Origin of the sequence: Hydrogenovibrio sp. SC-1 (assembly GCF_002848135.1) — a bacterium.
In the GTDB taxonomy this organism is placed as follows: Bacteria; Pseudomonadota; Gammaproteobacteria; order Thiomicrospirales; family Thiomicrospiraceae; genus Hydrogenovibrio.
In genome coordinates this window covers 12922-38221 of sequence record NZ_PKGB01000011.1, presented here as the reverse complement: position 1 = coordinate 38221, position 25300 = coordinate 12922, and the positions used below count along the sequence as shown (strand labels likewise).

Here is a 25300-nt window from a genome sequence, read left to right as displayed (position 1 = left end):
GATTTTTATGGATGTCTATTCAGTGCGGCTATTGTAATCGAAAAATACGCCTAAAAAATGCTCAAGTTTCATTCAACGCATTTAAGTACCGATCAATATCGACTTCATCAATTTGCTCGGGCTTTAAATATTGTTGTGCATACTGTTGATAAACGCCTGAGGTCAGTAATAATGCAAAAACCTCTTTATCTAACTGACCCGATTGGCACATATCCAATAAAATATTTAAGGCGACCGATAATTTATTGGCTTTTTTATAAGGACGGTCAGGTGCTGTCAAGGCTTCAAAAATATCGGCAATTGCCATAATCCTTTCCGGTATTGACAATTGAGATGCATCCAATTGGCGAGGATAGCCTGAACCATCCAGCTTTTCATGATGGGTGCCGGCGTAAGTAGCAACACCTTGATAAATGTCTGGGAAAGGTAAATGTTCAAGCATACGTAACGTCATCATCACGTGTTCACTGACCTTAAAGCGCTCTTCTGGTGACAAGGTGCCCTGCTGAATGGTTAAGTTATGTAACTCACCCAAATTATATAATAACGATGGCACGGGCAGTTTGAAGCCCTCTTGGTGATACGCTTGTTCGTCAAAATGACGGCGTGCTATACAGTGTTCAGGTTTATCATCCAACAGTTTTTCAGTAGCAGGCAAAGACTCCTCCTTTGCTGGAAACTCTGCTAGCTGAATGTCAGACAGGCCTAGACGATTATCAAAATGGCGTTGCCAATCTCGGCTACCAATCGCTGTTAACTTTTCACACAGCTCTGCATCGACTCCATTCGTTGCCAAATTTGCCTGCGCAACCAAAGCAAACTCGTGCTGCAACTGGTCTTGCATGGCTTTTAATTTTGCTGTTGCCTGAACCTTATCAACTTGGTTGATTAACGACCGATAATACTGAATTTCTGCATCCCGCCATAACACCTCAAATCGCGTTCTGATTTCATGAATTCGGTTATAAAAAGTATCTAGTTTGGTACTCTTATCCAACACATAGTCAGGTGTCGTAATTTTGCCGCAATCATGTAACCAAGCCCCCATCTCAAATGCTTTTTGTTCGTTCTCATCCATTTGGAAGTTTTTAAAAGGTTGGCTTTCTTCCTGCTTAGCTTTATCTAATATCATTAATGCCAACTGGGGCACTCTGGCACAGTGGGCACCGGTATAAGGTGATTTTTCATCAATTGCTTTAGCAACTAATTCAATAAAGCTTTTAAGCAGTGCATCCTGCTCTTTTTCATGGTTCCTAAAGCTATCGGCCACTTTCAGGAAGGTTTGGGATAATTCATCCAGTTCTTGAATATAAGTCTTAACAGGTGTTACTTGGTCAAAGTTTCGTTTCTCAACCAATTGGTTTCTATGCATTAATTCTCGAATAGGCTTCACTAAAACCGTTGATGAATAATGCGCTAACCATAAAATAATCAATAACACAGCTGTAACCGCCCAAAGAGTCATCGTCCGTTGTTGATTAAAAGGCGCCATCAAGGCTGATTTAGGAACAAAAACTGCCAAATAGTTTTTTTCACTGCCAGTGTAGTTGATCAGACTATATGCCGACAAATAACGCTGACTATCCAAATTAAACTCATAAAAAGTTTTTGCCTCAGCTAACGGCATTCGGTTTAATAATTCATAATAAAGCCGATCGGGTAACGACATCCGATCTAGAGAGGCCTGACCATTGAGTTGCCAACGTTGTTTTAAAGTTTGAAATTCTGTTTGGCTGATCGCGGCTAATGCCCGATTTAAAATGGGAAGTAGATAGTGATAATCTGGATGAAGCATCAACCGCAACTTTTCGGCAGGAAGAGGCATCAACTCATCCATTGGACGATTAAGCTTTAACTGGTTGAGTTGATACTGAGCTTTAAGTCTTGCATAAGTATCTGAATTATCAATCAGCGCATCGGCTTCACCCTTATTAACGGCAATCATCCGACTTAAGGTATCGTCATAGAGTTTAAATTTCAGATTTTTATAACGGTTTAATAAATACTCGGTATTTTTCCAACCCTTTACCAAAGCAAAAGTTAATGATTCAAATACCTTATCATCGATAATATCGCCAACATCTTTATGAGTAATGAGATATTCCCGTATTGGATAATAAGCATCACTAAAACTTCCAATTTCAGCCCGCTGCACCGTATGGAAAATACTGTGAACCATATCCAGCCGACCCGCTTCAAACTGTTTTAGGATCTGTTGCCAAGTATAATCATTAACAAATTGTAGCCTCAACCCTGTTTTAGCCGCAATCAACCGCATGACATCGACTGAAAAACCTTGAGGCTGACCATTGCGAACAAAATCAAAGGGTGCCCAATTCAATTGGTTAGACACCTTCAATTCAGGCGTATTTTCTATTAGAGCTTGCTCCTTAACACTCAGTTTCATGGGGGCTGAAGTTGGTAAGGGCTCTTGTATCTGTCTTGGGCTACTTTCTAATATTCGCTGACCAGCTTCATTAAAAAGGACAACATGACTGTCTGGAGTCGGTTTGAACTTTTCTAGCAACTGGGTCATATGTTGAACAGTATAATCCACAGCCACCACTGATTGGGTGTCTCTAATCCGTTTGGAATAGGTAATACCTGGACTTTTAAGGTGCCAAAATAAATAGGGGTTTGATTTATAGATGCGGGTACTTTTGATAGCCCCCTGATACCAAGGACGTTCAGCGGGGACATAATTTGTAGCCGTTCTTCTCTGGTCAATTAATTGCAACGCTTCATTATAAAAACGATGTTGGTAGGCTTGATCCCCACCGTCTGGAGAAACCTCAATCACACCCCACCGTGCTAATTTCGGTGCCTTTAAAAGTTGCCACAAGTCCGGGCTATGGTTCATATTAATCACTTCAAAAAACCGCCCATCGGCATGACCAATATAAATAGCATAGGCTTCGGGAAAGTTGGTTAATGTTTTGACAAGGGTCTGTAATATGGCTTCTTGAGATTGGTGTTCGGCGGTACTGCTTTTTAAGCTGGGGTATTCTTCAATAAAACTCAACAGAGCTCGACTCTGCTGGTCTAGTATTTTATTTTTAAGTTCAATGCGTTCAAACAATTGTTGAAAACGTTCGGTAACAGATTGATTTGCATATTGATGATTGTAATAGGATTGAATGCCAATCAAAGCCAAAGAGGTGATTGCAATCATCAATAATAAGTGCGTAAAGATGGTGACCTTAATTGAAAATCGCTGTTTTCGTTTAAACATTCTAGATCATTCCTTCTTTACGCACGACAACATGTCTTGCCAATCAAACAATCAGCATTTTTTGATTATCTATTGAATAAGCTTACTGAAGCATGGCCCTTAACATCCAAGCGGTTTTTTCGTGAATTCTCATTCGGTCAGAAACCAATGCCGCAGTCGATTCATCGTTAGCCTGCCCAGCGACGGCTAATACAGATCTGGCTGTTTTAACAACTTGTTCATGACCGCGCGTCAGGTATTCCACCATCTTCATGGCTTCGGGGACTTCTTCCACTTCTTCAATAGATGATAATTTTGCAAAAGCTTGATAGGTTCCAGGCGCCACCACATCCAATGTTCGAATACGTTCGGCGATGTCATCAACGGCAATAGCCAGCTCGGTATAGTGTCCTTCAAACATCAAGTGCAAATCCCTAAATTTCGGCCCCGTCACATTCCAATGAAAATAATGGGTTTGCAAATACAGCGTGTAAGAATCCGCCAGTAATTTTTTTAAACCTTCAGCGATGGCTAAACGATCCGACTCTGAAATACCAATATCAATGGAATACATAATGATCTCCTACAGTTAGCGACTAACCTTTTACTAAATAAGGTTTTTTTCATTATACGTGCCTTTTTTAATATTAAAAGACTTGTTTTATTATGACTACTATCAATGCTTTTTATCCATTCTGAATTAAATATGATTAAACTAGAAGCCTCTTTTTCACAACCTAATAAACCATAAGACCATAACCATGTCGATGATTCAGGGCTTAACCGCCGCCATGCCCATACTAGCCGTTCTCTTTTTCTTGGTCATCTTGCGTTTACCCGCCAGTCGAGCCATGAGCTTAAGCTTTGTTTTGGTAACAGGGTTGGCTTGGTGGGTTTGGCAAATGCCCGGTCAGCAGATCGGTGCAGCCATCTTAGAGGGCTGGGTGATCGCCTCCAGTATTCTCATTATCGTGTTTGGTGCCATACTGTTATTAAACACCCTGAAAGTCAGTGGTGCGATGGATACGATCCGACAAGGCTTTACCCATATTTCACCTGATCGACGCATCCAAACCGTTATCGTCGGTTGGTTATTTGTTGCTTTCTTAGAAGGTGCGAGTGGTTTTGGCACCCCTGCTGCCATTGTTGCCCCGTTATTATTAGCGCTTGGCTTTCCGGCAATGGCGGCTGTGGTTCTGGCGCTGATCGCCGACAGTGGCGCGGTATCCTATGGAGCGGTCGGCACGCCAGTACTAGTCGGTTTGGGACAAGGTTTGGAAAACCCAACACAAACCGAAATACTGCAAATTGCAGTCACCGCCAGTCAAATTGACTTAATGGTTGCCAGCTTTTTGCCTTTGATTATGGTATTGATTTTAACGCGCTTTTTTGGCGGTAATAAAAGTTGGCGAGAAGGCTTAGCTGCCTGGAAGTTTGCCTTGTTGGGCGGTTTTAGTTACACCTTACCTGCTTTGCTGGTGGTTTGGGGGTTAGGTCCTGAATTCCCAGCGATCCTCGGTGGATTAACCGGACTGATGATTACCGTGTTTGCTGCACGTAAGGGCTTTTTGATCCCCAAAGAAACCTGGCTCTTTGACTCGGATCAAACCCTCTATGCTGCAACCCATTTAAAGCCAAATACCCCAGGCCTGGTTAAAAATGACGACTGTATTCCTAGTCAACCCTGCCTGATTAGTGAGCCTGATAAACATCGCCGCATATCATTGGCCAGAGCTTGGCTTCCATATTTGATCGTGGCCATTCTATTGGTGCTGAGTCGCCTAGATTTTTTGCCTTTCAAAGGAATCTTACTGTCAACCAGCATTGAATTTAACCAGCTGTTAGCAACCGATATTTCTGCCAAACTGGTGCCCTTTTATTTACCTGGCAGTTTGTTTATTTTGGTTGCGCTACTGACAATCGTCATCCATAAAGTTCCGATGCGTCAAGCGCGGGCGGCTTGGCTAACATCGATTAAAAGTCTGGCTCCAACGCTTATCGCATTATTAACTTCGGTTCCTATGGTTCGGATTTTTCTACACTCAGATGTGAATAACGCCGAATTATTGAGTATGCCGATGGAGTTAGCGGTGATGGCAGCTGAACATTTTCAATCCAATTGGGCTCTCGCTGCGCCTTTTGTGGGTGCATTAGGCAGTTTTATTGCGGGATCGGCAACCTTTTCTAATATGATGTTTGCTCAATTCCAAGCAGCGACGGCAACGGCAACCGACTTACCCAGCCATTGGATATTAGCATTGCAAATGTTGGGTGCGAATGCCGGTAATATGATTTGTGTGGTGAATGTCGTAGCGGCAGCATCGGTGGTGAATTTAGCTGGAAAGGAAGGTCACATTATTCGCTTTACGCTCTGGCCAATGCTATTTTATGCGCTGAGTGTTGGCGTTATCGGTTGGTTGATTACCACCCAACTGTTATAAACCAAGAGCGAATCAATTTCGACAAACGCGATTACGCCCTGCTTTTTTAGCCTGATATAAGGCTTCATCTGCCAGTTTTAGTAACTGAGATGGGGTGTGGCTTGAGGGTTGATCAATAAAATCAGCCGTTGTAAAACCAACACTGATCGTCACATGATCGGATATGGAAGAATCCGGATGAGGTAATTTGAGCGATTCAATATTTTGGCGAATCGTTTCAGCCATCCTCGCGGCCTTGTCAGCATCATTATTCGGTAATAACACCACAAACTCTTCACCGCCATAACGTGCTGTTAGCTCTCCAGCGCGGGAGGCTGATGAATCAATAGCTTTTGCAACCTGCTGCAAACAGTCATCACCCTCTTGATGTCCCAAAGAGTCATTAAATGCTTTAAAGAAATCAATATCAATCATTAATAACGAAAGCGGACTTTGGTTACGTTCGCCACGCCGCCACTCATTTTCAAAAGTCTGGTCAAACTGACGACGATTGGCAACTTGGGTTAAAGGATCAATATAGGCATATTCTTCTAAAGCACGTTCATATTGCTTCCTCTGACTGACATCCCAATTAACCCCAACCATCTTAATGGGCTTGCCATTATCATCCTTTACAAAAGCCGCCATCACTTGAATATGTTTCTCTCGGCCTTTAGGTGTTCGTAATTGAAATTCGGTATTCAACTCAGCGCCCGTCTTCATGGCATCATCAATTGAACCTTCAACGGCTTGAAGATCCTCAGGTGTCAGCATATTTCGCCATTGTCGATAATGGTCAATAGATTGCCCACCCTCTAAGTCATAAAGACGGCGCATATTGTCATCCCAAATCAACTCATCAGTTTCTAAATCCCATTCCCAAACGCCCATTGAACCGACTTCGGCAGCCAAGTTAAAACGCAATGAAGCCGTTTCTAAAGCCCTTTCGTTTCGTTTCAGTTCAGTAATATCTTGGAAAACCGCAAATAATGCCAAATGATCATAAAGGTCAATCAGTTGCACAAACACCATCACATCCCTTATATCACCGGTTTTGGTTTTGTGTTGCGTGGTAAAACTGACTTCTTCACCAACCTTAAACTGAGCAACCTTGGTTGCAATCTCTTCAGGTTGCTCTAATGCTTCATAGTCTGCAATGGTTAAATCAGCAAACTCTGCTGCTGAATAGCCAAGTTGTTGATGTGCTGTGACATTAAATTCAAATGCTTTTTGGGTTGCAGGATCAACCAGCAATATTCCGACAGGTGATAAATTGAATAAAGTTTGGTAACGAGCCTGAGCTATCTCACTTTTTTTCTGCTGTTTTTTGATATCGGTAATGTCATTAGCCATCACCACAAAGGCTTCCTTGCCGGATAATTGCATTTTCTGAATACGCACCTGCACATCATATTCAGTTCCATCCTTTCGTCGATGAACCGTCTCGTGAATAACAGAGGCTTTTTTTCCACTGATTAAGGGTTCTAGCAGTTCATCAACAAACTGCTGTCGAGAAGAAAATGCGGGGTTGATTTGGTAGGGTTCCATCCTCCGGACTTCATCAAGCGTGTACCCGAGGTTTTTCAAAGCCGATTGATTCAGGTAAGTGAATTTTAGGGTTTCCGCATCAAACACAAAGACTTCATTGAAACTGTTATCAATAATCAATCCAAGTGATTGCAGTTGATCTAAATTCAGCTTGTATTCGGTAATGTCTTGAACAACCCCAAACATCATTAAGGGTTGCCCTTTTTCATCATACTGAACCTTACCCGACTCAAGCAGGTAAACCGATCGCCCTGTTGAAGCAAGTCTTATCCAATGTTCAAATTGATACGGGGATTTATTTTTAATAGCTTGATCAATCGCATCCATCAATGCCGGTTGATCAGCGTCATCTATATAGGATAAAAACCGCTGAAAGGTTGGTTTAAAACTCTGTGGGGGCTCATCAAATAGCTTAAAGACTTCATTAGACCATTCAATTTCATCAGTGAGCATATTCCAAGTCCAACTGCCTAAACGCGCAATTTCCTGCATTTTTTCCAACTGAAATTGGCGTCGATCTTTTTCTTGTTCTAATTGTTTGATGGCCGTTAAGTCTTCATAAATGGCCATGACATCTTGGTTGGGTAGCTTAACCACCGTATTTTTCCGCCAGCCTTGTAAACGGTCATCGTGATATAACTCTTTGTCTAAGGTTTGTGTTTTCCCAGTTTGATAAACCTGCTCAAGCACATCATATAAACCAAATTCTTTATCGGCGGGGAACACATCGAGTAGTTTTTTATTTAGGAGGCTTTTTCGATCAAGCTGCTCAGTTTGTTCAACCAGATGATTAAAATCAACGATTACAAACTCATTGTCAATATAACGATAGACGACAACATTAAGCGGAATGGAGTCAATTGAGATTTGATAGAGATTATCGGACATCATTCCCCTACTGAGTTTTGAATAGCTTATTAAGCAAATAACCCTAATAGAATATACCGATCTTAACGCAAAAACAAATAATATCGCTGCTTTGAAACCAACCGTCAGGCCCTATTTATCTTGGCCTATAACATAAAACTCGAGGCATATCCGATTAAACCACCGAAAACGCCACCCCAAACCACTAACCAGCCTAAATGGTTTTTGATCATGGTTTGTACCATTTCTTTAACCATTTGCGGCGTCAGTTCATTGAGTCGAGCGTCAATAATGGTTTCAATTTGGTTACGAATATCCGCCATCACTTCCGGTTGATCAATTTGTGATTGCACAAGGGTTTTAAATGAATCTTTCTCAGTAATTTCAATCAAAGCTGTTTTCATATTGACGATAAAAGGGTCTTTAAGCGGCGTTAAAGCATCCGCACCACCAAACATCGACAACATACTGCCAAAACTGGAATTCAGAATAACGTCTACTAAACGATCATAAGCAGGTGCTAAATCAACCTGTTCAATTACGGGAGCAAGATGTAAATTGGGTTGGGTAGACTGATTAACGAACCGGTCAATATTTTCTTGACTGAAAAATTGTGCCATCATCATGTCACGAATAGCCGATTTAAAGGCATCAAATCGTTTTGGAATCACCCCAGATCCGACCAGGCCTGGTACTTTTTCAAACAACATATGAATCGCTAACCAATTGGTCAATGCGCCGGACAGCGCAAACAACCCAATCAAGGTTAACCAGTCAATATGGTGAATGTATCCAGCTAATAAAAGTATCAAACTGACGAGGTTGGTAAAAAAACTCTTTATCATACTCAGGTCTCTTTTTCGTATTGAATGATGTTAAACAGTAACTCTATGCAGAAAGTTGGGTTAAATTGGCTCAAATTAACTTTAATTTAAACCAGGCCTGGTGGTTATTTCGCTCCTTGACGCCGCGATGACTTGATGCGATTAGGCACTTTTTTACGGGATGAAATTTCCTCACGATGATTTTCCCCCTTAACTTTATACTGACCTCGACCGGTGGTTTTAATGGGCTTTGTCTTCGCTTTTGATAACGCTTTACTGGATAGTGAAGAGGTTTTATCCCGTAAATCTGGGCTTTTTTCTTCAGGCAAGCCCACGGATTTTAATAACTGATTAACTTGCTTCCAGGTTAAGGGTTCGGATTTACCGCGTTTTAGCATTCTAGGCAAACTAAACAATCCGTAACGCGTTCGAATGAGGCGACTAACCTGCACGCCTTGCGACTCCCAAATTCGTCGAACTTCACGGTTTCGTCCCTCTTTAATCACCACACGATACCACTGGTTAATGGAGTCTTCTTCTTGCTGCGGGATTTTGCCGATCGTTTCAAAACGGGCCATGCCGTCATCCAGCATCACCCCTTTTTTTAATTGTTTTAGAATGGCTTCGCTAACTTCACCAAATACTCGAACCGAATATTCTCGTTCTACTTCATAAGAGGGGTGCATCATTCGATTCGCCAATTCGCCATTATTGGTCAGAATCAGCAGCCCTGAAGTATTAATATCCAAACGACCAATACTGACCCAGCGACTGTTAATAATGCGTGGCAAACTGCTAAAAATGGTCTCACGGCCCTTTTCATCTTTACGCGTGCACACCTGCCCTTCTGGCTTATTGTATAAAATCACTTGGGTGGGTTGTTTTTCTAACCGAGTCTCTTTGACCAAATTATCACGCACTTTAATTGCATCGGTTGGCATGGCTCTGTCACCTAAGGTGGCGACTTTGTTGTTGACTTTGACCAATCCTGCTTCGATAAGTTTTTCCACTTCTCGACGTGAACCAAATCCACCTCTAGCAAGAATCTTTTGTAACTTTTCACCGACGGGTTGTTTTTTGCGCGTTGTTTCGTTTTCTGTGCTCATGGGCTAAAGTCCTACCATTTTCAATAAAGCCCCTTGTATCGCTTGATAAGGGCCTGAAATAATTGGGCCAAGCACCCCCAAAATTAATAAACCTAATAAGATAAAAAAGCCATAGGGTTCAAGTTGATTAAACCGATAAGCCAGAGTGTTCGGCAATAGTGCAGACAAAACACGACTGCCATCTAAAGGGGGAATTGGGATGAGGTTTAACACCATTAACACCAAGTTAATGGCTATCCCTGCTAAGCCTGAGTAGATTAAAAATTGCCCTATTCCCATGGCATCATGGCCATCAACACTCATCAGATAACCCAGTTTTGCCAATAAAGCCCAACCAATTGCCATTAACAGATTCGACAAAGGGCCAGCAATCGCAACCCAAGCCATATCGCGCGCCGGATTTTTAAAATTACGTGGTGTAATGGGAACTGCTTTAGCCCAACCAAACACAAACCCGCCAAGCACTAATAACACGATTGGCACCAAAATCGTGCCAATAGGATCAATATGCTTGATCGGATTTAGGGTGACACGCCCTAACATTAATGCGGTTTTGTCCCCGAGTTTTGAAGCAACCCAACCGTGAGCCGCTTCATGCAGGGTAATAGCCATTAAAACAGGTAATGTCCAAATGGCGATCTTTTGCATTAATGTCAGTTCAATCATGCCAATCCCTTTTTTGTTTAGCTTTGAAACTCGCCCTGTCCTTGACGAACTAGAACAGGGACATCTTCTGTAAAATCAATGACCGTAGTCGGTTCAAACCCACAAAAACCTCCATCGACCACCGCATCCAACGCATGCCCTAAGGTTTCAAGAATGCTCCAACCATCTGTCATGGGCATTTCTTCTCCAGGCAAGATCAATGACACAGAAATCAACGGCTTATCAAAATAAGATAATAAGGCATTCGCCACCACATTTGGAGTCACTCTTAAACCGATATACTTACGTTTCGGGGTTTGTAAACGGCGCGGGACTTCTCGGCTGGCGGGCAAAATAAACGTATAAGCACCAGGCAAATGGGATTTTAGATAGCGAAACTGGACATTCCCTACCTTTGCATAAGCAGACAAATGACTTAAATCTGGGCAGACCAGTGTAAAATAATGTTTGTCATCCAAACGACGAATTGCCCGAATCCGGTCAGCGCCTTCTTTATTATCTAGCAAGCATCCCAACGCATAACCCGATTCAGTTGGATAAGCAATCACGCCGCCTTTTTCTAAAAGCTCAACTGCCTGAACCAGTAACCGATCTTGTGGGTTTTCAGGATGAACCGATAAATATAAACATTCCTTCTGCACGTTGGGATTCCATCTATTTAAAAAACGGCCAAATTATACCTGAAACTTAAGGCGCAACGGGGCTTTTAAACAATTGCCAAACGGGCTGGCATTTATAGGGCAAAGGCGCAAGCCAACCTAATCCACGCCATGTATGTTCTGGTCGGTGAAAGTCCGACCCCATCGAAGCGTACAGGCCAAACCGAACGGTTCTTTCTGCCATACCAATTTGATCAGCGCTTGGCCGAGGTTGATTCACCACTTCCAACGCTTGTCCGCCCGCTTCCATAAAGTCTTCAATCATTTTGTTCAATTTGTTAGAGGTCATTTTGTATTGGTGCGGATGAGCGATCACGGCAATACCCTTAGCCCCTGTAATCCAGCCGACCACTTCCTGCAAGGAAGGCCAATCAACTTCCGCATACAAGGGTTTTCCTTTTTTCAAATATTTATCAAAAGCTTGCTGCTGGCTTTTAACCTTATTTCGATCAATCAAGACCTGTGCAAAATGATTACGACCAATCATCTCATCTTCAGTCAGTGGCATGATTTCATCCAACACCCCATCCAACTTTAAGGCTTTGCACTTTTGATCAATTTGATATGCTCTTTGCCAGCGTTTTAAGCGGTTTTGTTTTAACCCTGCTTGTAATACTGCGTTATCAACCTCACAATCCAAACCCACAATATGAATGGTATGACCTCGCCATTGGCAGGATATTTCGGTGCCCACAATCAGTTGTAACTCGTTTTGTTTTGCATAATCATAAGCTTGTTCATACCCAGCCGTTGTGTCGTGATCGGTGATCGCAAGCGTTGTAATTTCTTGATCAACTGCTAGATCAATAAGTTGCTTTGGTGTTAGGGTGCCATCTGAAGCCGTGGTATGACAGTGTAAATCAATTTTCATTTTACTCCATTCGGACCTTGCCAAAGATAAACGCCTTTCTTTAAGGCGCAATCCCATATAAAATGGCCATTATTTTTTGAAAAGACGTTATTTAAACAATCTCAATAACGATTATTGAATTGTGGCGATCATTCATACTGCTGAGAATGATTGCTGACACAGGTTGTATTTGCTAAATTTTACCCTATTCTTGAGTGCGTATCGCATTCATTAGGGCTACAAAAGGGTTCTCATGAAACTGTTATTTGATTTTTTCCCCATTCTGCTATTTTTTATAGCCTTTAAAGTTTATGGTATCTATGTCGCCACTGCCGTTGCAATCGTAGCGTCTATTGTACAAGTTGCCTATGTCTATTTTAAAAATAAGCGCGTCGAAAAGATGCACCTTATCACTCTGGCATTAATTGTTATTCTTGGGGGAGCCACCTTAATCTTTCAAGATGAAGCCTTTATTAAATGGAAACCAACTGTCGTCAACTGGGGCTTTGCATTGGTGTTCTTTGGCAGTCATTTTATCGGTAAAAAGCCGATTATCCGCCGCATGATGGATCAAGCCATTAGTTTACCTGATGCAGTTTGGACCAAACTGAGCTTTATGTGGGTGCTATTTTTTATATTCTCTGGTGCAGCCAATATCTATGTCGCTTATCAATACGACACCGATACCTGGGTCAACTTTAAGTTATTCGGGTTAATGGGACTCACTTTTGTGTTTATTATTGTTCAAGGGTTATATATCAGTCGTTTCCTGAAATCGTCGGACGGTGCAGCAGATACCCATCCAACAGAAGCAATGGACAATGCCTATGAAACCCTGGCCGATGTTGAAATGGATGCGGTGGTTGACCACCCAACACACTCTGACAAGAAGAAAGGATAATAGACTATGTTGTATTCAATTTTTGCCTACGATGTGGAAAACAGTCTGCCTCTAAGAGCCTCTGCTCGCCCTCAGCACATCGAAAGACTTAAACTGCTTGCCGAGCAAAACCGCTTAATATTAGCTGGCCCTAACCCAGCTATCGATTCGGATGAACCGGGTGAATCCGGATTTAGTGGCAGCTTGATCGTGGCTGAGTTTGACAGCTTAGCTGAAGCCCAAAACTGGGCCAATGCAGACCCCTATTTGGAAGCAGGCGTCTATGCAAAAGTGGACGTTAAACCCTTTAAGAAAGTATTGCCAGCCTAATTGATAAGATCAATAACTGAGGTGTTCTGATGACGAATGTGGCCTATTTAATCCCCAAACGCCAACAAAAATTGCAGTTGGAAACCGCTGACCCAATTGAACTGGTCGAGACAGACTTTGTCCAAGTCCCGCTATTAGGTTGGACATCAGCCGGTCAACCCATCCAAATGGAAATGGATTATGATACGGTTGCCGTGCCTCAAAGCATGGTGCGAAAGGAAACCTTTGCACTAAGAGTCAAAGGCACCTCCATGATTGAAGAAAATATTGAAGATGGCGACATTGTCATTATCGAACGCCGTTCAACCGCTGAAAATGGCGAATCCGTCGTCGTTAGAATCAATAATGAAGAAGTCACCATGAAGAAATTCTATATTGAAAAGAATGGTATTCGACTACAACCCGCCAACAGTGACATGGAACCCATCTACATTACTAACGATCAAATCGAAATACTCGGTATCGTCACCGGTATTTTGCGCCAACCTTAATAAGCCGAAATAGTTAAAGCCATGACCTCAAACACACGCAACCCCATTGGTCTTTTAATTACTGGTGGCACACTCGACAAAGACTATAACGAGCTGAGCGGCAATCTAGAATTTTCAAAAACCCACCTACCCGTCTTGATGGATCAAGCTAATATGACCCTTGCCGTTCAACCCGAAGTGTTAATGCTGAAAGACAGCCTAGAAATGACGATCGAAGATCGACAGCATATTTTAAATGCGTGCTTGGCGTCGCCTTGCCAACGGCTAGTGATTACCCATGGTACAGACACCATGGCAGAGACAGCCGAATACTTACTGAACTCACCACTAGCACAATCCAAAACAATTGTCTTAACGGGTGCCATGCGCCCTTTTCAACTCGGACAATCCGATGCAGCCTTTAATATCGGCAGTGCCTTAATGGCATCACAACTGGCAAGCAATGGCATTTATATTGCCATGAATGGTGAACTGTTTAACGCATCTGAAGTTCAAAAAAACCGCCAAGACGGCGTATTTGAACGACTCACCTAGCCCCGACTGAACACACTCACATGCAAATAACTTGGATCGCATATTTTTCGGTGGTGCTTATTTGGGCGACCACCCCTTTAGCCATTCAGTGGAGTGGCCAAACCGATTGGTTCATCGGGATCTCAGCACGCATCCTCATCAGTGCCATTTTGATTATCCCCGTCATCCTTTGGTTTTCAAGGCAGCGTTTTTCACTGGCACCCCGAGATTTAAAGGTCTATTTTTCGGCCAGCCTAGGGATATTAGGCGGCATGACGCCCATGTATTATGCGGCGCAAACCATGCCGTCTGGTTGGATGTCGCTTATTTTTGGCTTAACGCCGATTCTAACGGGGTTTTTCGCAAGCTTTCTTTTAGATGGCTTTAAAATGAGCTTCAGTAAATATGTCGGCAGCTTAGTCAGTCTTATGGGGCTCATGGTCATATTCTACCCTCAACTCGCATTCGATTCGTTAGACCGATATCCTCAATTAGGGTTGGGAATAGCCCTGGCGGCATTTGCGGCTTTAAACCATTCATTAAGTACAGTCTTGGTCAAAAAAACCAATCACGGCCTGCCCAACACCCATTTAGTCGCAGCTGCCGTTTGGATCAGCAGCCTCTGCTATTTATTGTTCCAACCCAGCTATTTAACAGAACTGCCGCTACTGCCCACACAATCCTTACTGGCCATTGCCTATTTAGGTATCTTTGGCTCTTTAGTTGGCTATATTTTGTATTATTATGTGCTGAAACGCATGGATGCCATTCGACTCGGGTTAATTACGTTAATTGCCCCAGTCATGGCTATTTTAATTGGCTATTACTTTAATAATGAGCCGCTCAATATCTCAATTGCAAGCGGTGTAGGCCTGGTTATTATTGGGTTGATTCTATTTGAATTTGGACATCACTTAACCCAAGAAAATTTTAGACTACTAATGGGTCGTCGATTTTTTTAAAGATGGCACAACTTAAAGTTAATCCCCTCTATCATTCCAAACTTTTTTGACGTTTAATCGCCGTGGCATTTATATTGCCAAGAATGGTGAACTTTTTAACGCATCCAATGTTCAAAAACCGCAACAAGGCATATTTGAATATCGAACTTAAAGGAGCAAAAACAACCAGGCCTGGGAGTTTTTAGCTCATAAAAACGCTTGTTATTACCTATTTACCACTCTAAGCCTTTTAAATATTGGAAAATCGCGCGATAGGCTTTAGGCGGTTTATTTTGTTCAGCTTCTTTTTGGGCATTGCGTATCCATTGCCGTAGTTGAGTTCGGTCTGCATGCGTATACAGCTCCATAAACTCATTCAATGCATCATCCCCTTCGCTCACTAAACGATCACGCCACTTTTCCAAGCGGTGAAAGTGAACCGTTTGTTGCTTGGCTTTTTGCTCCATGGCAAACAGTTGTTCTTTGATGTCTGCAATTAACGCTTCATCTTTACGAAGGTATTTGCCAATAAACCCTTTTTGACGCTTAATGGCGGGCCCATTCTTCATTTCTTGCAATAATAAAAGGGCCTTGAGAAGTTCATCAGGCAAGTTAAATTTTTTCAATTGGCTTGGAGAATACTGAGCTAAGGTTTCGCCCATTTCTGTGACTGCTTGGGCAGCCTTTTTAATATCCGTCCGGCTTTCAAATTCTTCTTGTTCCCAATCCGGAATTTCGCGCTTGGCTTTTGTTCTATTGACATTGCGAGGTCTAACCATAATTTTTCCAATACATTGAATGTTATATAAAAAGTAAGCCCTAAACCCTTATAGAAATCAGGCTATGCCTCACGAGTATTCGGGAAACACCTTTCCCCTATTGAGCGGTTTCCGGCATCATGGCTAACCATTCTGCTTCGCTCAAAACCGCCACCCCTAACTCATTGGCTTTGGTTAATTTCGAGCCAGCTTGTTCGCCCGCGATGACAAAATCCGTTTTGGCGGAAACACTGCTGGTAATCTTAGCGCCTGCTAATTCCAACTGTTGCTTTGCCTCGTTACGCGTCATTAAAGACAAGGTTCCTGTCAACACCACCGCCTTGCCATTAAAAGGACTATCGCTGTTTTCAACAACTGCTTCCGGTTTGGGCCAATGAATACCTGCCGCTAAAAGTCCTTCAATAATCGTTTGGTTATGCGATTCTTGAAAAAAGTGCGCTAAATGCTGGGCGACCACTTCGCCCACATCATTCACCGCGACCAAGTCTGCTTCGGAAGCGGTTTGAATGGCTGGCAAGGTTTGGAAGTGTTGAGCGAGGTTTTTCGCCGTCACTTCACCAACTTCAGGAATTCCCAAACTATAAACAAATCGCGCCAAAGTGGTTTCTAGTGAGGCTTGAATCGCATCCACCACTTTTTGCGCAGATTTAGGGCCCATTCGATCAATGGTTTCCAGTTGCGCCGCCTCCAGATGGTAAAAATCATCTGGGTGTTTTATCCAACCCAAATCAACCAATTGATCAATCAGCTTTTCACCCAACCCCTGAATATCCATCGCTTTACGTGACACAAAATGATGTAAGGCACGCTTACGCTGTGCTGGACACACCAAGCCCCCTGTACAGCGGTAAACGGCTTTATCAAGTTCTTTAATCACTTCCGAATCACATTCTGGGCAAGTTTTTGGCATTTCAAACTGGCGAGCATTATCCGGTCTTTGAGCCAATACCGGCCCAACCACTTCGGGGATCACATCTCCTGCTCGTCGAACAATAACCTGATCACCAATGCGAACATCCTTACGTCGGACTTCATCTAAATTGTGTAGGGTCGCATTCGCAACCATCACCCCACCCACTAAAACTGGCTCTAATCTCGCCACAGGTGTAATAGCTCCCGTCCGACCTACTTGTACTTCAATATCCAACAGTTTTGTCCAAACTTCCTCGGCAGGAAATTTGCGGGCAATTGCCCACCTAGGTGCTCTGGCAGTAAACCCAAGCTGTTGCTGTAATGCAATATCATTCACTTTGTAGACAATACCATCAATTTCATAAGGCAAGTCTGCACGTAATGTCGCCATTTTATGATAATAGTCTAAAAGGCCAGCCTCGCCCTGCACGGTTTCAGCATAGGGATTGGTTGGTAGTCCCCAATCAACAAACTGCTGCATCATCTGACCATAGGTTTCTGGTATCGACCAATCCGAACTCAATTCTCCCCAGCCATAAATAAAAAAGCTGAGTTGACGTTGTGATGAAATTTTCGCATCCAATTGTCTTAAAGTACCGGCAGCCGCATTTCGAGGATTGGCAAAGGGCTTTGCCCCCAGTTTTTGTTGTTGTTCATTCAACTTTTGAAAGGCCTGCTTGGTCATAAACACTTCACCACGCACTTCAACAATCTCTGGCCAATTCTGACCAAATAACTTAAGCGGGATACTGTGGATTGGGCGAATATTATGGGTAACCTCTTCACCCACTTGACCGTCGCCACGAGTGGTCGCTTGAACCAGTTCGCCCTGTTGATAACGCAAATTAATGGCCAAGCCATCCATTTTAGGTTCAGCCGAAAAGCTTAACTGATCAACTGCTTCTGCCAAGTCGGTTTGCTTTTCAACAATTCGATGAACAAAGCTGGTTAAAGCATCATCGCTAAAGGCATTATCAAGCGAAAACATCGGCACCGCATGGCGTACGGTTTTAAACTCGGATAAGGGCTGATCGCCAACTCGCTGTGATGGCGAGCTGGCAACAATCCAGTCTAGGTGTTGGGCTTCTAAATCAATCAACTGCTGGTACAGCTGATCGTATTGCGCATCACTAATGGTGGGGTCGTCTAAAACGTAATATTGGTAGCTATACTGGTTTAACTGCTCGACAAGGCTTAGATAGTGTTGCTGAGTGGTCATAAATTATTGAGAATCAGCTTCATATTGTGCGGCAGCATCGCGCATGGATTGCAGGTCGGACTCTTTAATTAAATGGCGTTCAACATCATATAAACGTCCATTTAAACGTTGTGAGATTTTACGTGCCATCATAATCATTTCTCGCATCACGCTGGTGGCAGAGACACTGGTTGGTAAGGTTAAGATTAAGACCAGTCCTGCAATTTTATGATCGCTGTTCACGGGTTCTTCAAGTGGGAAGGTGCCGGGTTCTAATAGATTTGCCACCCGAATCAACTCCTGCCCCATCGTATCGTTTTTAACAAAAATGCCGGAATCAGAGGGCAACAACCCAACGCCTTGCAAGGTTTGATTGACTTTTGGCCACACAAAATCTTCTGATCCCATAATAATCAATGCAAAGATCTTTTCGTCTGGCTGATCCTTTGTGTCGGCAGTTGGTTGAACAGCAACCGTTTCTTTTTTAGTCTCTTGCTCTGGATCGGCTTCAGCAACGCTTGATTCATCTGCTTCTTCTTCAATCGATTCAATCTGAATCTCTTGTGGTTTTCTGCGATCTTCAGCCAAGGTAACTTGCTCGGATTTTGTCTGTGACTTCGCCGTTTTATGAACCTCAAACTCTTGTCCGAAGGACAATCCTAGCTGCGCATCAGGGACCGTTTCTTCAAGTTGCGAATCTTCATCGAGATGTAAACGATGTTGGGTCTTTTCTGATAGCGGTAGATGTGCTTCACCCAAGTCATTAAGGTCATGTGAGTTATCACCCTTCGACTGAGAAGAGGTTTGTTGTTGATTGGCATCCGCTGGATGCTTTTTAGACTTGGCTTTGTTTAAGAGATACAACCCAACTATGACAATCATTGCAAAAATTAGTAATACTTGTTGCAATTCATTCATCTTGCATCATCCTTAAATTTAGTAAGAGGGTTCTTCATTACGATCACATTGATTGTTTTTAGGGTGTGGTTTGCGGTCAGCGAATGGCGTACAATTAAGGCCGCCCTAAAACTGAAAATTTTACTTTATATCGAGGCTAATGAAAAGCAACCTGACTCATTTATCGCAGTTGTTTTTTGTCAGCCCTACTGATTTAATCTGCAAACAGAGCGAATTGAATGACTTCAACCCATCTAGCAACCCATCACAAAAAAAATCATACCGTACTGGGAATTGATGTCGGTACGTCAGGTATTCGAGGTGCGATTGTTGAGTTTGGTTCGTCAACACCCAAATTACGTTTCAGTGCCGAAGTCACTTTACCCCTACCCAAAAGAGAGGGATGCCACAGCGAACAATCTCCCACTGTTTGGGCGAACGCCTTAAATTCCCTCTTTCAAAAACTTTCTGAATACTCAGACTGTCAACAGATTGATCAATGTATTGTCGATGCCACCTCTTCAACAGTATTGCTCTGTGATGGCAAAGGCAACCCGCTGACTCAGGCCCTGATGTATGACGACCAAAGCGCAACAGCCGAGGCGAAACGAGTTTCCGAGGTTGCCCCCCAGCAAACAGGAGCAAAAGGCGCTTCAAGCACGTTAAGCAAAGTGATGTTGCTGGAATCCACTTTATCGACAACAAAAGATACCTCACCATCCGATCGTTATATTTGTCATCAAGTTGACTTTATAAACTACATTTTGACGGGTCAGTTAGGCATTACCGATGAAAACAATGCCCTCAAGCTGGGATATGACAGTGTTCAACAACAATGGCCTGGCTGGCTCAAACCCTTAATTAAAACCCCTCTGCCAAAAGTCGTGCCGCCGGGTACTGAAATCGGTCAAATTCAACCAGGCCTGGTCAAAAGCTATGGGTTTAACCCTAAAATGACCGTGTTAAGCGGAACCACCGACAGTATTGCGGCGTTTCTCGCAGCCGGTGCGAATCAAATTGGCGATGCAGTGGTTTCTTTGGGATCAACGCTTGCCATCAAAGTACTGATAGACAAACCCATTTTTGCCGATCAATATGGCATTTACAGTCATAAGTTAAAATCAAAATGGTTGGTGGGCGGAGCGTCTAATAGTGGCGGCGCGGTTTTACGCCATTACTTTTCTTTAGAAACCTTGCAAGCGCTGTTAGCTGAAATCGACATCAGCCAGCCCACAGGACTCGATTACTACCCATTGATAAGACCTGGAGAGCGTTTTCCAATCGCCGATGCCCAGCTACAACCTCGCCTAACACCTCGTCCTGATAACGATGCACTCTTTTGTCAAGCCATTATGGAAGGACTGGTTGCCATTGAGGGGCAATGTTTTGAGCGACTTGTTGAATTGGGCGCACCCAAGATTCGTCAAATCTACAGTTGTGGAGGCGGCACGAAAAACCTGATTTGGATGCAATTACGCCAAAAACACCTAATGGCACCCGTAACGACGGCACAACAAACGGATGCCGCTTTTGGCGTAACGCTTTTGGCAAAGCTTTAAGGTTTATTCACCACGCGCAATTTTATGAACTAAATCTAAGTCCATATAGCGATGTCCATAAGCATTACCAGACAAAACGGCAAACGGTCTGTCAGGCTCTCCAAGATGATCTAACACTAAAGCTGCTTGTGAAAAATCATCCTCTTTAGTGTATTCATTCACAGTAATAATCGTACGAACATCCGCGCCCGTTGAAGACAGAATTCCATTCGCAGAATCTTCAAAGGCAATGGTTTCTTCTGGAGATAAGTTCATTTCTTGTAGCGCCCATTCATAGATGTCTGGAGCTGGTTTTTTGGCCGGAACAATATCACCTGCAGCAATCACTTCAAACCAAGCTTCGCTATCTGGACCCAAGGTATGTGTCAGTAAAGCCGTCACATTTTCGGGCGTGGTGGTGGTTACCACCGCCATACGCATGCCAGCCGCTTTTGCTTCATGAATCAACCGTTCGACGCCTGGTCGCAACGGTATTTTACCCTTACTCAACAACTGTGTATAAAAAGCTGTTTTCGAGGCATGCAGTTCTTTAACAAACCCATCCATATCCTGTGGTTGTTCAAAATCGGTATTGAATTGATTGCAATAGAGTTTAATTCGTTCTTTACCGCCCGTCACTGACAATAAATCACCATACAGGGCTTCATCCCAATGCCAATCTAACCCAGCGGCTTCAAAGGCCATATTAAAGGCGACCCTATGCCCATCGCGTTCCGTGTCAGATAAGGTTCCATCTACATCAAATAAAAGCGCTTCAAGTTTCGCCATTTCTTTCTCTCTTTATAAAAATTGATTTAGGGTATTAAAGCGAATTAGTGCTAAAAAGCAAGCTAAGTCAACAAAAACTTATAAAAAAAATTAGGTTGTCAGGCTTTTTAAAACTTGGTATAAAACGCAGTTAATTTCAAACAAGTTCATCCTGTGTCTTGATGAAATTTACCCAAACTCTCGGGGCATCATCACTATGCAACAAGAGCCTGAGCTTTATTTTACAAGCTTGATATAAAAACATTAATGAAGGTTACTTATGGAAGACTCAACAGATTTTATTGAAAACTATCCAAAATATGAGATGAAACCCGGCGAAGAATATATGAGCCGTGAAATGTTAGAGCATTTCAAAGAAAAATTACTTGCATGGAAAAAGCAGCTTTATTGGGAAGCTGAAAACACCGTTAAGCATTTAAGAACCGACTCTTCAACACCAGCCGATCCAAATGACCGTGCGTCTCAAGAAGAAGAATTTGCTTTGGAGCTTCGTACACGTGATCGTGAACGTAAATTAATTTCAAAAATCGATAAGTCATTGCGTGATATTGAATCAGGCGATTATGGTTATTGCAAAATCAGCGGCGATGAAATCGGTTTAGCACGAATGGAAGCTCGTCCAACAGCGACTATGACCGTTGAAATGAAGACCAAACAAGAAATTCGTGAAAAACAAGGCATCGTTTAACGGCTTTGTGTATTGGTGATTTAACCTTCCTTGTTTAGCGCTTATCAAAAATAAGCGCTTTTCATTCCCGACTATCAGACCTGCGACTGATTGGTAATCCGTTTTTAACCAACAAAAGGTAACCATCCTTTTTGTGAACTTATCCAAGCTCATTGATGGATTAACTTCTCCTGAAACCTACCCGCATCCAGTTGAAGTCATCACCACCATCGAAACGCACATTTCTGTTATTTTTTTAACAGGGCACTTTGCCTATAAACTCAAAAAACCCGTTGATTTTGGCTTTTTAGATTTCAGCACCTTGGCTCTTCGCAAACGCTATTGTGAACTTGAAATCACCCTTAACCAAAGAACTGCGCCAAACCTATATCTTAAAACCTTGCCCTTGTATTTTGATGGCGAACAGTTTAGCTTCAACCCGGTTGGCGAACTTATCGATTATGTCAATCAAATGGTTCAATTTGACCCCAACGCGGTATTGGGTCGCATTTTAGAGAATGAAACCTTGTCTACCGAGCAAATACACCGTTTAGCGACGGATATTGCTCGATTCCATCAAAATGCCCAACCCATTTGTCAGAATGAGGATCAAACACTCCCTTGGGGTCATCCGGATAACCTGCTGCATCCCATGATGGACAACTTTCCAACCCTATTAAAAACCTTTAATCACCCTGACGACCAATATCGATTGAATCAACTGGCCAAATGGACAGTTTACACGCAAAAATCACTGATTCCATTTTTAGAAGCCCGTCGACAAACAGGCTTTGTCAAGGCCTGCCATGGTGATATGCACCTCGACAATATTGCTCTCCTTGATGGCATTCCCACTCTCTTTGACGGGATTGAGTTTAACGAACAGTTCCGCTGGATCGATGTGATCAATGATTTAGCTTTCTTATTAGTCGACCTAGAGAACCGCCAACAACCGTTGTTAAAAAGACAACTATTAAATCAATATCTTGCTACAACCGGAGACTATGACGGCTTGACGAGTATGGTGTTTTATCAAGTTTACCGCGCAATGGTACGAGCCAAAATCAGTGCGCTTCGTGCTCATCAATTGGAAGCACACCCTGAACAGGCGACTCACATGCTGTTACTAGCACGTCATTATATTCAGCAAGCCGAAGCAACCGCATACCAAGTGACGCCACCCAAACTCATTCTAATGCAAGGGGTTTCCGGATCGGGAAAGAGCCTGTATGCGCAACAATTATTGAATTATGAAGATGCAATCATTATCAGTTCAGACATTGAACGAAAACGATTGTTTGGTATCGACCCATTACACCGTGTTGGCGATGACGAAAAACGCCAACTTTATTCTGCAGACATGAACCAAAAAACCTACCAACGATTGTTGGTACTCGCTGAAAAATTGTTATCCATTGGTTATAGTGTGATTGTTGATGCAACCTTTCTAAAAAAGGAACATCAACTGCCTTTTCATGAACTTGCAACACAAACCAAAAGTGAATTCAAACTATTTTCTATCTATCCTTTTAATCATTTGTCCCAAATCCAACACAACCTGAAACAGCGTCAACGGACCAATCAAGATCCATCTGATGCCACTTTAGAGGTCATGGAAATGCAATGTCAGCACTTTGAAGAACCCACCCCCTCAGACGCAGTGTTGACGATTCAGCCAATGGAATCCCTAAATGAAAAACAACTCAAGGTTTGGCTTGATGCGACGTTAACTTAATTATGATAACAATCACTGAATCTCGATTATGACGTCTTCTACAAAATTTTTCTATCGCCACTTGTTGTGGCTACTCATATCATGGGGTGTGATCGCCCCCACCCAAGCTAGCGACCCAAAACCGATTGACCAGGTGACCGTCATGGGAATTAACCCGCTTAAACATAGTTTGAATAGTGTTCGTCGCCACTTATGGAATATCGGCGGCTTTAAACAGGCTGCTTTTTCGGTCAGGAAGCGTAATGTTGATAAATTTTTCGCAGTCACTCGCGCAACCGAAAGCTACTATCTTGAGTTTTTTTACGACAATGCCGGTAAAATCACTTCAGTCTACCAACTCTTCCGCCCTGTTTCCTATCGCTTTAGCGAATCTAAAACGGCACTGACCACGCAGGACATTGCCAAAGACATACAACAACAAATTGGCGAACCCACCCTTATTCAAACCAAAGGACAAAACGGCAGCCCGAATTATGCTGCTTATATCTGGCAAGATGATAAAATAATGGTTAAAATTGATCGAGAAGATAATGATGCGTTTGGTAATATCTATGTGCAATACATTGTTAATCAACGCAATCCTTATTGGGTCTCACTTCAGTAGAACGGTTATCGGTTAAACACACATTAAAGCAGGTCAGTTATGCAAATATCCAATTCAGCAGCTATTAATGGCTATAAAGGGATACAGGAAGGGTTTAACCGTTTAGATGCCGCTAGCCAGCAACTGGCAAACCCGAATCAAACAGATAAAACACAAGCGCTGCTAGAGCTACCCAAACAGACGCTTCAAGTGGAAGCCTCAGCTAAAGCCGTTAAAGCCCATGATGAAATGATTGGCTCTTTAATTGATATTATGGCTTAGGAAGCATTTCGCCTAATTTTATTCGGTAATCCCAGCTTTCCGCACAAACGACTCAACCTCTACCCAAGCATCTTCCAAGTGTTGAAAAGCGTGATCTCCACCTTTAAACACCTTCACTGTCGCAATTTTCTCAAATGCAAGTTTCGCTGACTGATAGGGAATGACTTCATCGCCCTCATCCAGCAAAACCAGTGTTTTTAGTGATTCATCGGGTTGACAAGCGAACTGTTTCAGCGACTTTAAATACGCATGTGTTAATTGAAAAACTTCCGCTGTTGCCGGATTGGCATGGGTTCCTAGATAAGGAGACAAGGTGTCCGTTGGATTTAAGACAGGATTAATCATCACCAAAGGCACTCGATATTTTTGGGCAAAATAGTGCCCCCAAAAACCGCCCATAGAAGAGCCCATAATACACCAGGGAGCTGCCTTTTTTTTAGCCAGGCCTGCGGCATGAATTTCAGCATCAATGGCTGCTGCAGTTTGTTCAGGATCACTAATCGGATAGGTTGGCGTCAACACGTCGATACCTAAAGCGGCAAATTCCGCTTTCATCCATTGACCTTTAAAACTATTTCCAGAGCTTAAAAATCCATGTAAATAGAGAATCATGA

The 25300-nt window shown here is 42.8% G+C and carries 24 protein-coding genes; 11 read left to right on the top strand and 13 right to left on the bottom strand.

Annotated elements, in window-relative coordinates:
- Window positions 1-61: 61 nt before the first annotated feature.
- Window positions 62-3232 (bottom strand): HD domain-containing phosphohydrolase, encoded by a 3171-nt coding sequence (locus CYQ88_RS07325; protein WP_101840706.1) that lies wholly within the window; start codon window positions 3230-3232, stop codon window positions 62-64.
- Window positions 3233-3314: 82 nt separating this feature from the next.
- Window positions 3315-3785 (bottom strand): Dps family protein, encoded by a 471-nt coding sequence (locus CYQ88_RS07320; protein ID WP_101840705.1) that lies wholly within the window; start codon window positions 3783-3785, stop codon window positions 3315-3317.
- 187 nt (window positions 3786-3972) lie between these two features.
- Here CYQ88_RS07320 and CYQ88_RS07315 point away from each other — a divergent pair, with 187 nt between their 5' ends.
- Window positions 3973-5652, top strand: a complete 1680-nt coding sequence (locus tag CYQ88_RS07315; RefSeq protein ID WP_101840704.1) for an L-lactate permease — start codon at window positions 3973-3975, stop codon at window positions 5650-5652.
- Between the two features lie 12 nt (window positions 5653-5664).
- Here CYQ88_RS07315 and CYQ88_RS07310 read toward each other — a convergent pair whose 3' ends face one another.
- The 6 genes from CYQ88_RS07310 to CYQ88_RS07285 form a co-directional block, all read right to left on the bottom strand.
- Window positions 5665-8070, bottom strand: coding sequence for a diguanylate cyclase domain-containing protein (locus CYQ88_RS07310; RefSeq protein WP_101840703.1), 2406 nt, complete (start codon window positions 8068-8070; stop codon window positions 5665-5667).
- A gap of 122 nt (window positions 8071-8192) precedes the next feature.
- Window positions 8193-8891 (bottom strand): DUF445 domain-containing protein, encoded by a 699-nt coding sequence (locus CYQ88_RS07305; protein ID WP_101840702.1) that lies wholly within the window; start codon window positions 8889-8891, stop codon window positions 8193-8195.
- Between the two features lie 104 nt (window positions 8892-8995).
- Complete coding sequence (rluB, locus tag CYQ88_RS07300; RefSeq protein WP_101840701.1) at window positions 8996-9976, bottom strand: 23S rRNA pseudouridine(2605) synthase RluB; 981 nt, start codon at window positions 9974-9976, stop codon at window positions 8996-8998.
- A gap of 3 nt (window positions 9977-9979) precedes the next feature.
- Window positions 9980-10642 carry a site-2 protease family protein gene (locus CYQ88_RS07295; protein ID WP_101840700.1) on the bottom strand — a complete coding sequence of 221 codons (663 nt, stop codon included), beginning with the start codon at window positions 10640-10642 and terminating at the stop codon, window positions 9980-9982.
- A gap of 17 nt (window positions 10643-10659) precedes the next feature.
- Window positions 10660-11283, bottom strand: coding sequence for an L-threonylcarbamoyladenylate synthase (locus tag CYQ88_RS07290; protein ID WP_101840699.1), 624 nt, complete (start codon window positions 11281-11283; stop codon window positions 10660-10662).
- A gap of 46 nt (window positions 11284-11329) precedes the next feature.
- Entirely contained in the window at window positions 11330-12172 is an 843-nt protein-coding gene (locus CYQ88_RS07285) for a PHP domain-containing protein (protein ID WP_101840698.1), read from the bottom strand.
- Window positions 12173-12404: 232 nt separating this feature from the next.
- On the opposite strand from CYQ88_RS07285, the gene CYQ88_RS07280 reads away from it, so the two are divergent.
- Genes CYQ88_RS07280 through CYQ88_RS07260 form a run of 5 tightly spaced genes read left to right on the top strand, consistent with a single transcriptional unit; the run spans window position 12405 to window position 15327 of the window.
- Window positions 12405-13052 (top strand): septation protein A, encoded by a 648-nt coding sequence (locus tag CYQ88_RS07280; protein WP_101840697.1) that lies wholly within the window; start codon window positions 12405-12407, stop codon window positions 13050-13052.
- 6 nt (window positions 13053-13058) lie between these two features.
- A complete protein-coding gene (locus tag CYQ88_RS07275) occupies window positions 13059-13361 on the top strand; it encodes a YciI family protein (protein WP_101840696.1) in 303 nt (100 codons plus the stop codon).
- Window positions 13362-13390: 29 nt separating this feature from the next.
- Window positions 13391-13852: a transcriptional repressor LexA gene (gene lexA / locus CYQ88_RS07270; RefSeq protein ID WP_101840695.1), complete on the top strand. Its 462-nt coding sequence runs from the start codon at window positions 13391-13393 to the stop codon at window positions 13850-13852.
- A gap of 21 nt (window positions 13853-13873) precedes the next feature.
- Window positions 13874-14386, top strand: coding sequence for an asparaginase domain-containing protein (locus CYQ88_RS07265; protein WP_101840694.1), 513 nt, complete (start codon window positions 13874-13876; stop codon window positions 14384-14386).
- A 20-nt stretch (window positions 14387-14406) separates the two neighbouring features.
- The gene (locus CYQ88_RS07260) at window positions 14407-15327 is read left to right on the top strand and encodes a DMT family transporter (protein ID WP_101840693.1); all 921 of its coding nucleotides are present in this window, start codon (window positions 14407-14409) and stop codon (window positions 15325-15327) included.
- A 212-nt stretch (window positions 15328-15539) separates the two neighbouring features.
- Here the strand turns inward: CYQ88_RS07260 and yjgA are convergent, their stop codons facing one another.
- From yjgA to CYQ88_RS07245, 3 genes are all read right to left on the bottom strand, one after another.
- Window positions 15540-16085, bottom strand: coding sequence for a ribosome biogenesis factor YjgA (gene yjgA / locus CYQ88_RS07255; RefSeq protein ID WP_101840692.1), 546 nt, complete (start codon window positions 16083-16085; stop codon window positions 15540-15542).
- 97 nt (window positions 16086-16182) lie between these two features.
- Entirely contained in the window at window positions 16183-18216 is a 2034-nt protein-coding gene (gene ligA, locus CYQ88_RS07250) for an NAD-dependent DNA ligase LigA (RefSeq protein ID WP_101840691.1), read from the bottom strand.
- Window positions 18217-18219: 3 nt separating this feature from the next.
- Window positions 18220-19113 carry a cell division protein ZipA C-terminal FtsZ-binding domain-containing protein gene (locus CYQ88_RS07245; RefSeq protein WP_101840690.1) on the bottom strand — a complete coding sequence of 298 codons (894 nt, stop codon included), beginning with the start codon at window positions 19111-19113 and terminating at the stop codon, window positions 18220-18222.
- 218 nt (window positions 19114-19331) lie between these two features.
- Here CYQ88_RS07245 and CYQ88_RS07240 point away from each other — a divergent pair, with 218 nt between their 5' ends.
- Window positions 19332-20651 carry an FGGY-family carbohydrate kinase gene (locus CYQ88_RS07240; RefSeq protein WP_101840689.1) on the top strand — a complete coding sequence of 440 codons (1320 nt, stop codon included), beginning with the start codon at window positions 19332-19334 and terminating at the stop codon, window positions 20649-20651.
- Window positions 20652-20654: 3 nt separating this feature from the next.
- On the opposite strand, the gene CYQ88_RS07235 is transcribed toward CYQ88_RS07240, so the two are convergent.
- Window positions 20655-21419 (bottom strand): HAD family hydrolase, encoded by a 765-nt coding sequence (locus CYQ88_RS07235; RefSeq protein ID WP_101840688.1) that lies wholly within the window; start codon window positions 21417-21419, stop codon window positions 20655-20657.
- A gap of 259 nt (window positions 21420-21678) precedes the next feature.
- Here CYQ88_RS07235 and dksA point away from each other — a divergent pair, with 259 nt between their 5' ends.
- The 4 genes from dksA to CYQ88_RS07215 all read left to right on the top strand — a co-directional run bounded on the left by dksA (window position 21679) and on the right by CYQ88_RS07215 (window position 24686).
- Window positions 21679-22107 carry an RNA polymerase-binding protein DksA gene (dksA, locus tag CYQ88_RS07230; RefSeq protein ID WP_101840687.1) on the top strand — a complete coding sequence of 143 codons (429 nt, stop codon included), beginning with the start codon at window positions 21679-21681 and terminating at the stop codon, window positions 22105-22107.
- 133 nt (window positions 22108-22240) lie between these two features.
- Window positions 22241-23821 carry a bifunctional aminoglycoside phosphotransferase/ATP-binding protein gene (locus CYQ88_RS07225; protein ID WP_101840686.1) on the top strand — a complete coding sequence of 527 codons (1581 nt, stop codon included), beginning with the start codon at window positions 22241-22243 and terminating at the stop codon, window positions 23819-23821.
- A gap of 28 nt (window positions 23822-23849) precedes the next feature.
- Window positions 23850-24425, top strand: coding sequence for a hypothetical protein (locus tag CYQ88_RS07220; protein WP_101840685.1), 576 nt, complete (start codon window positions 23850-23852; stop codon window positions 24423-24425).
- 39 nt (window positions 24426-24464) lie between these two features.
- Entirely contained in the window at window positions 24465-24686 is a 222-nt protein-coding gene (locus CYQ88_RS07215; protein ID WP_101840684.1) for a hypothetical protein, read from the top strand.
- Between the two features lie 18 nt (window positions 24687-24704).
- Here the strand turns inward: CYQ88_RS07215 and CYQ88_RS07210 are convergent, their stop codons facing one another.
- On the bottom strand, window positions 24705-25298 hold the full coding sequence (locus tag CYQ88_RS07210) for a YqiA/YcfP family alpha/beta fold hydrolase (protein WP_101840683.1): 594 nt from the start codon (window positions 25296-25298) through the stop codon (window positions 24705-24707).
- Window positions 25299-25300 lie beyond the last annotated feature (2 nt).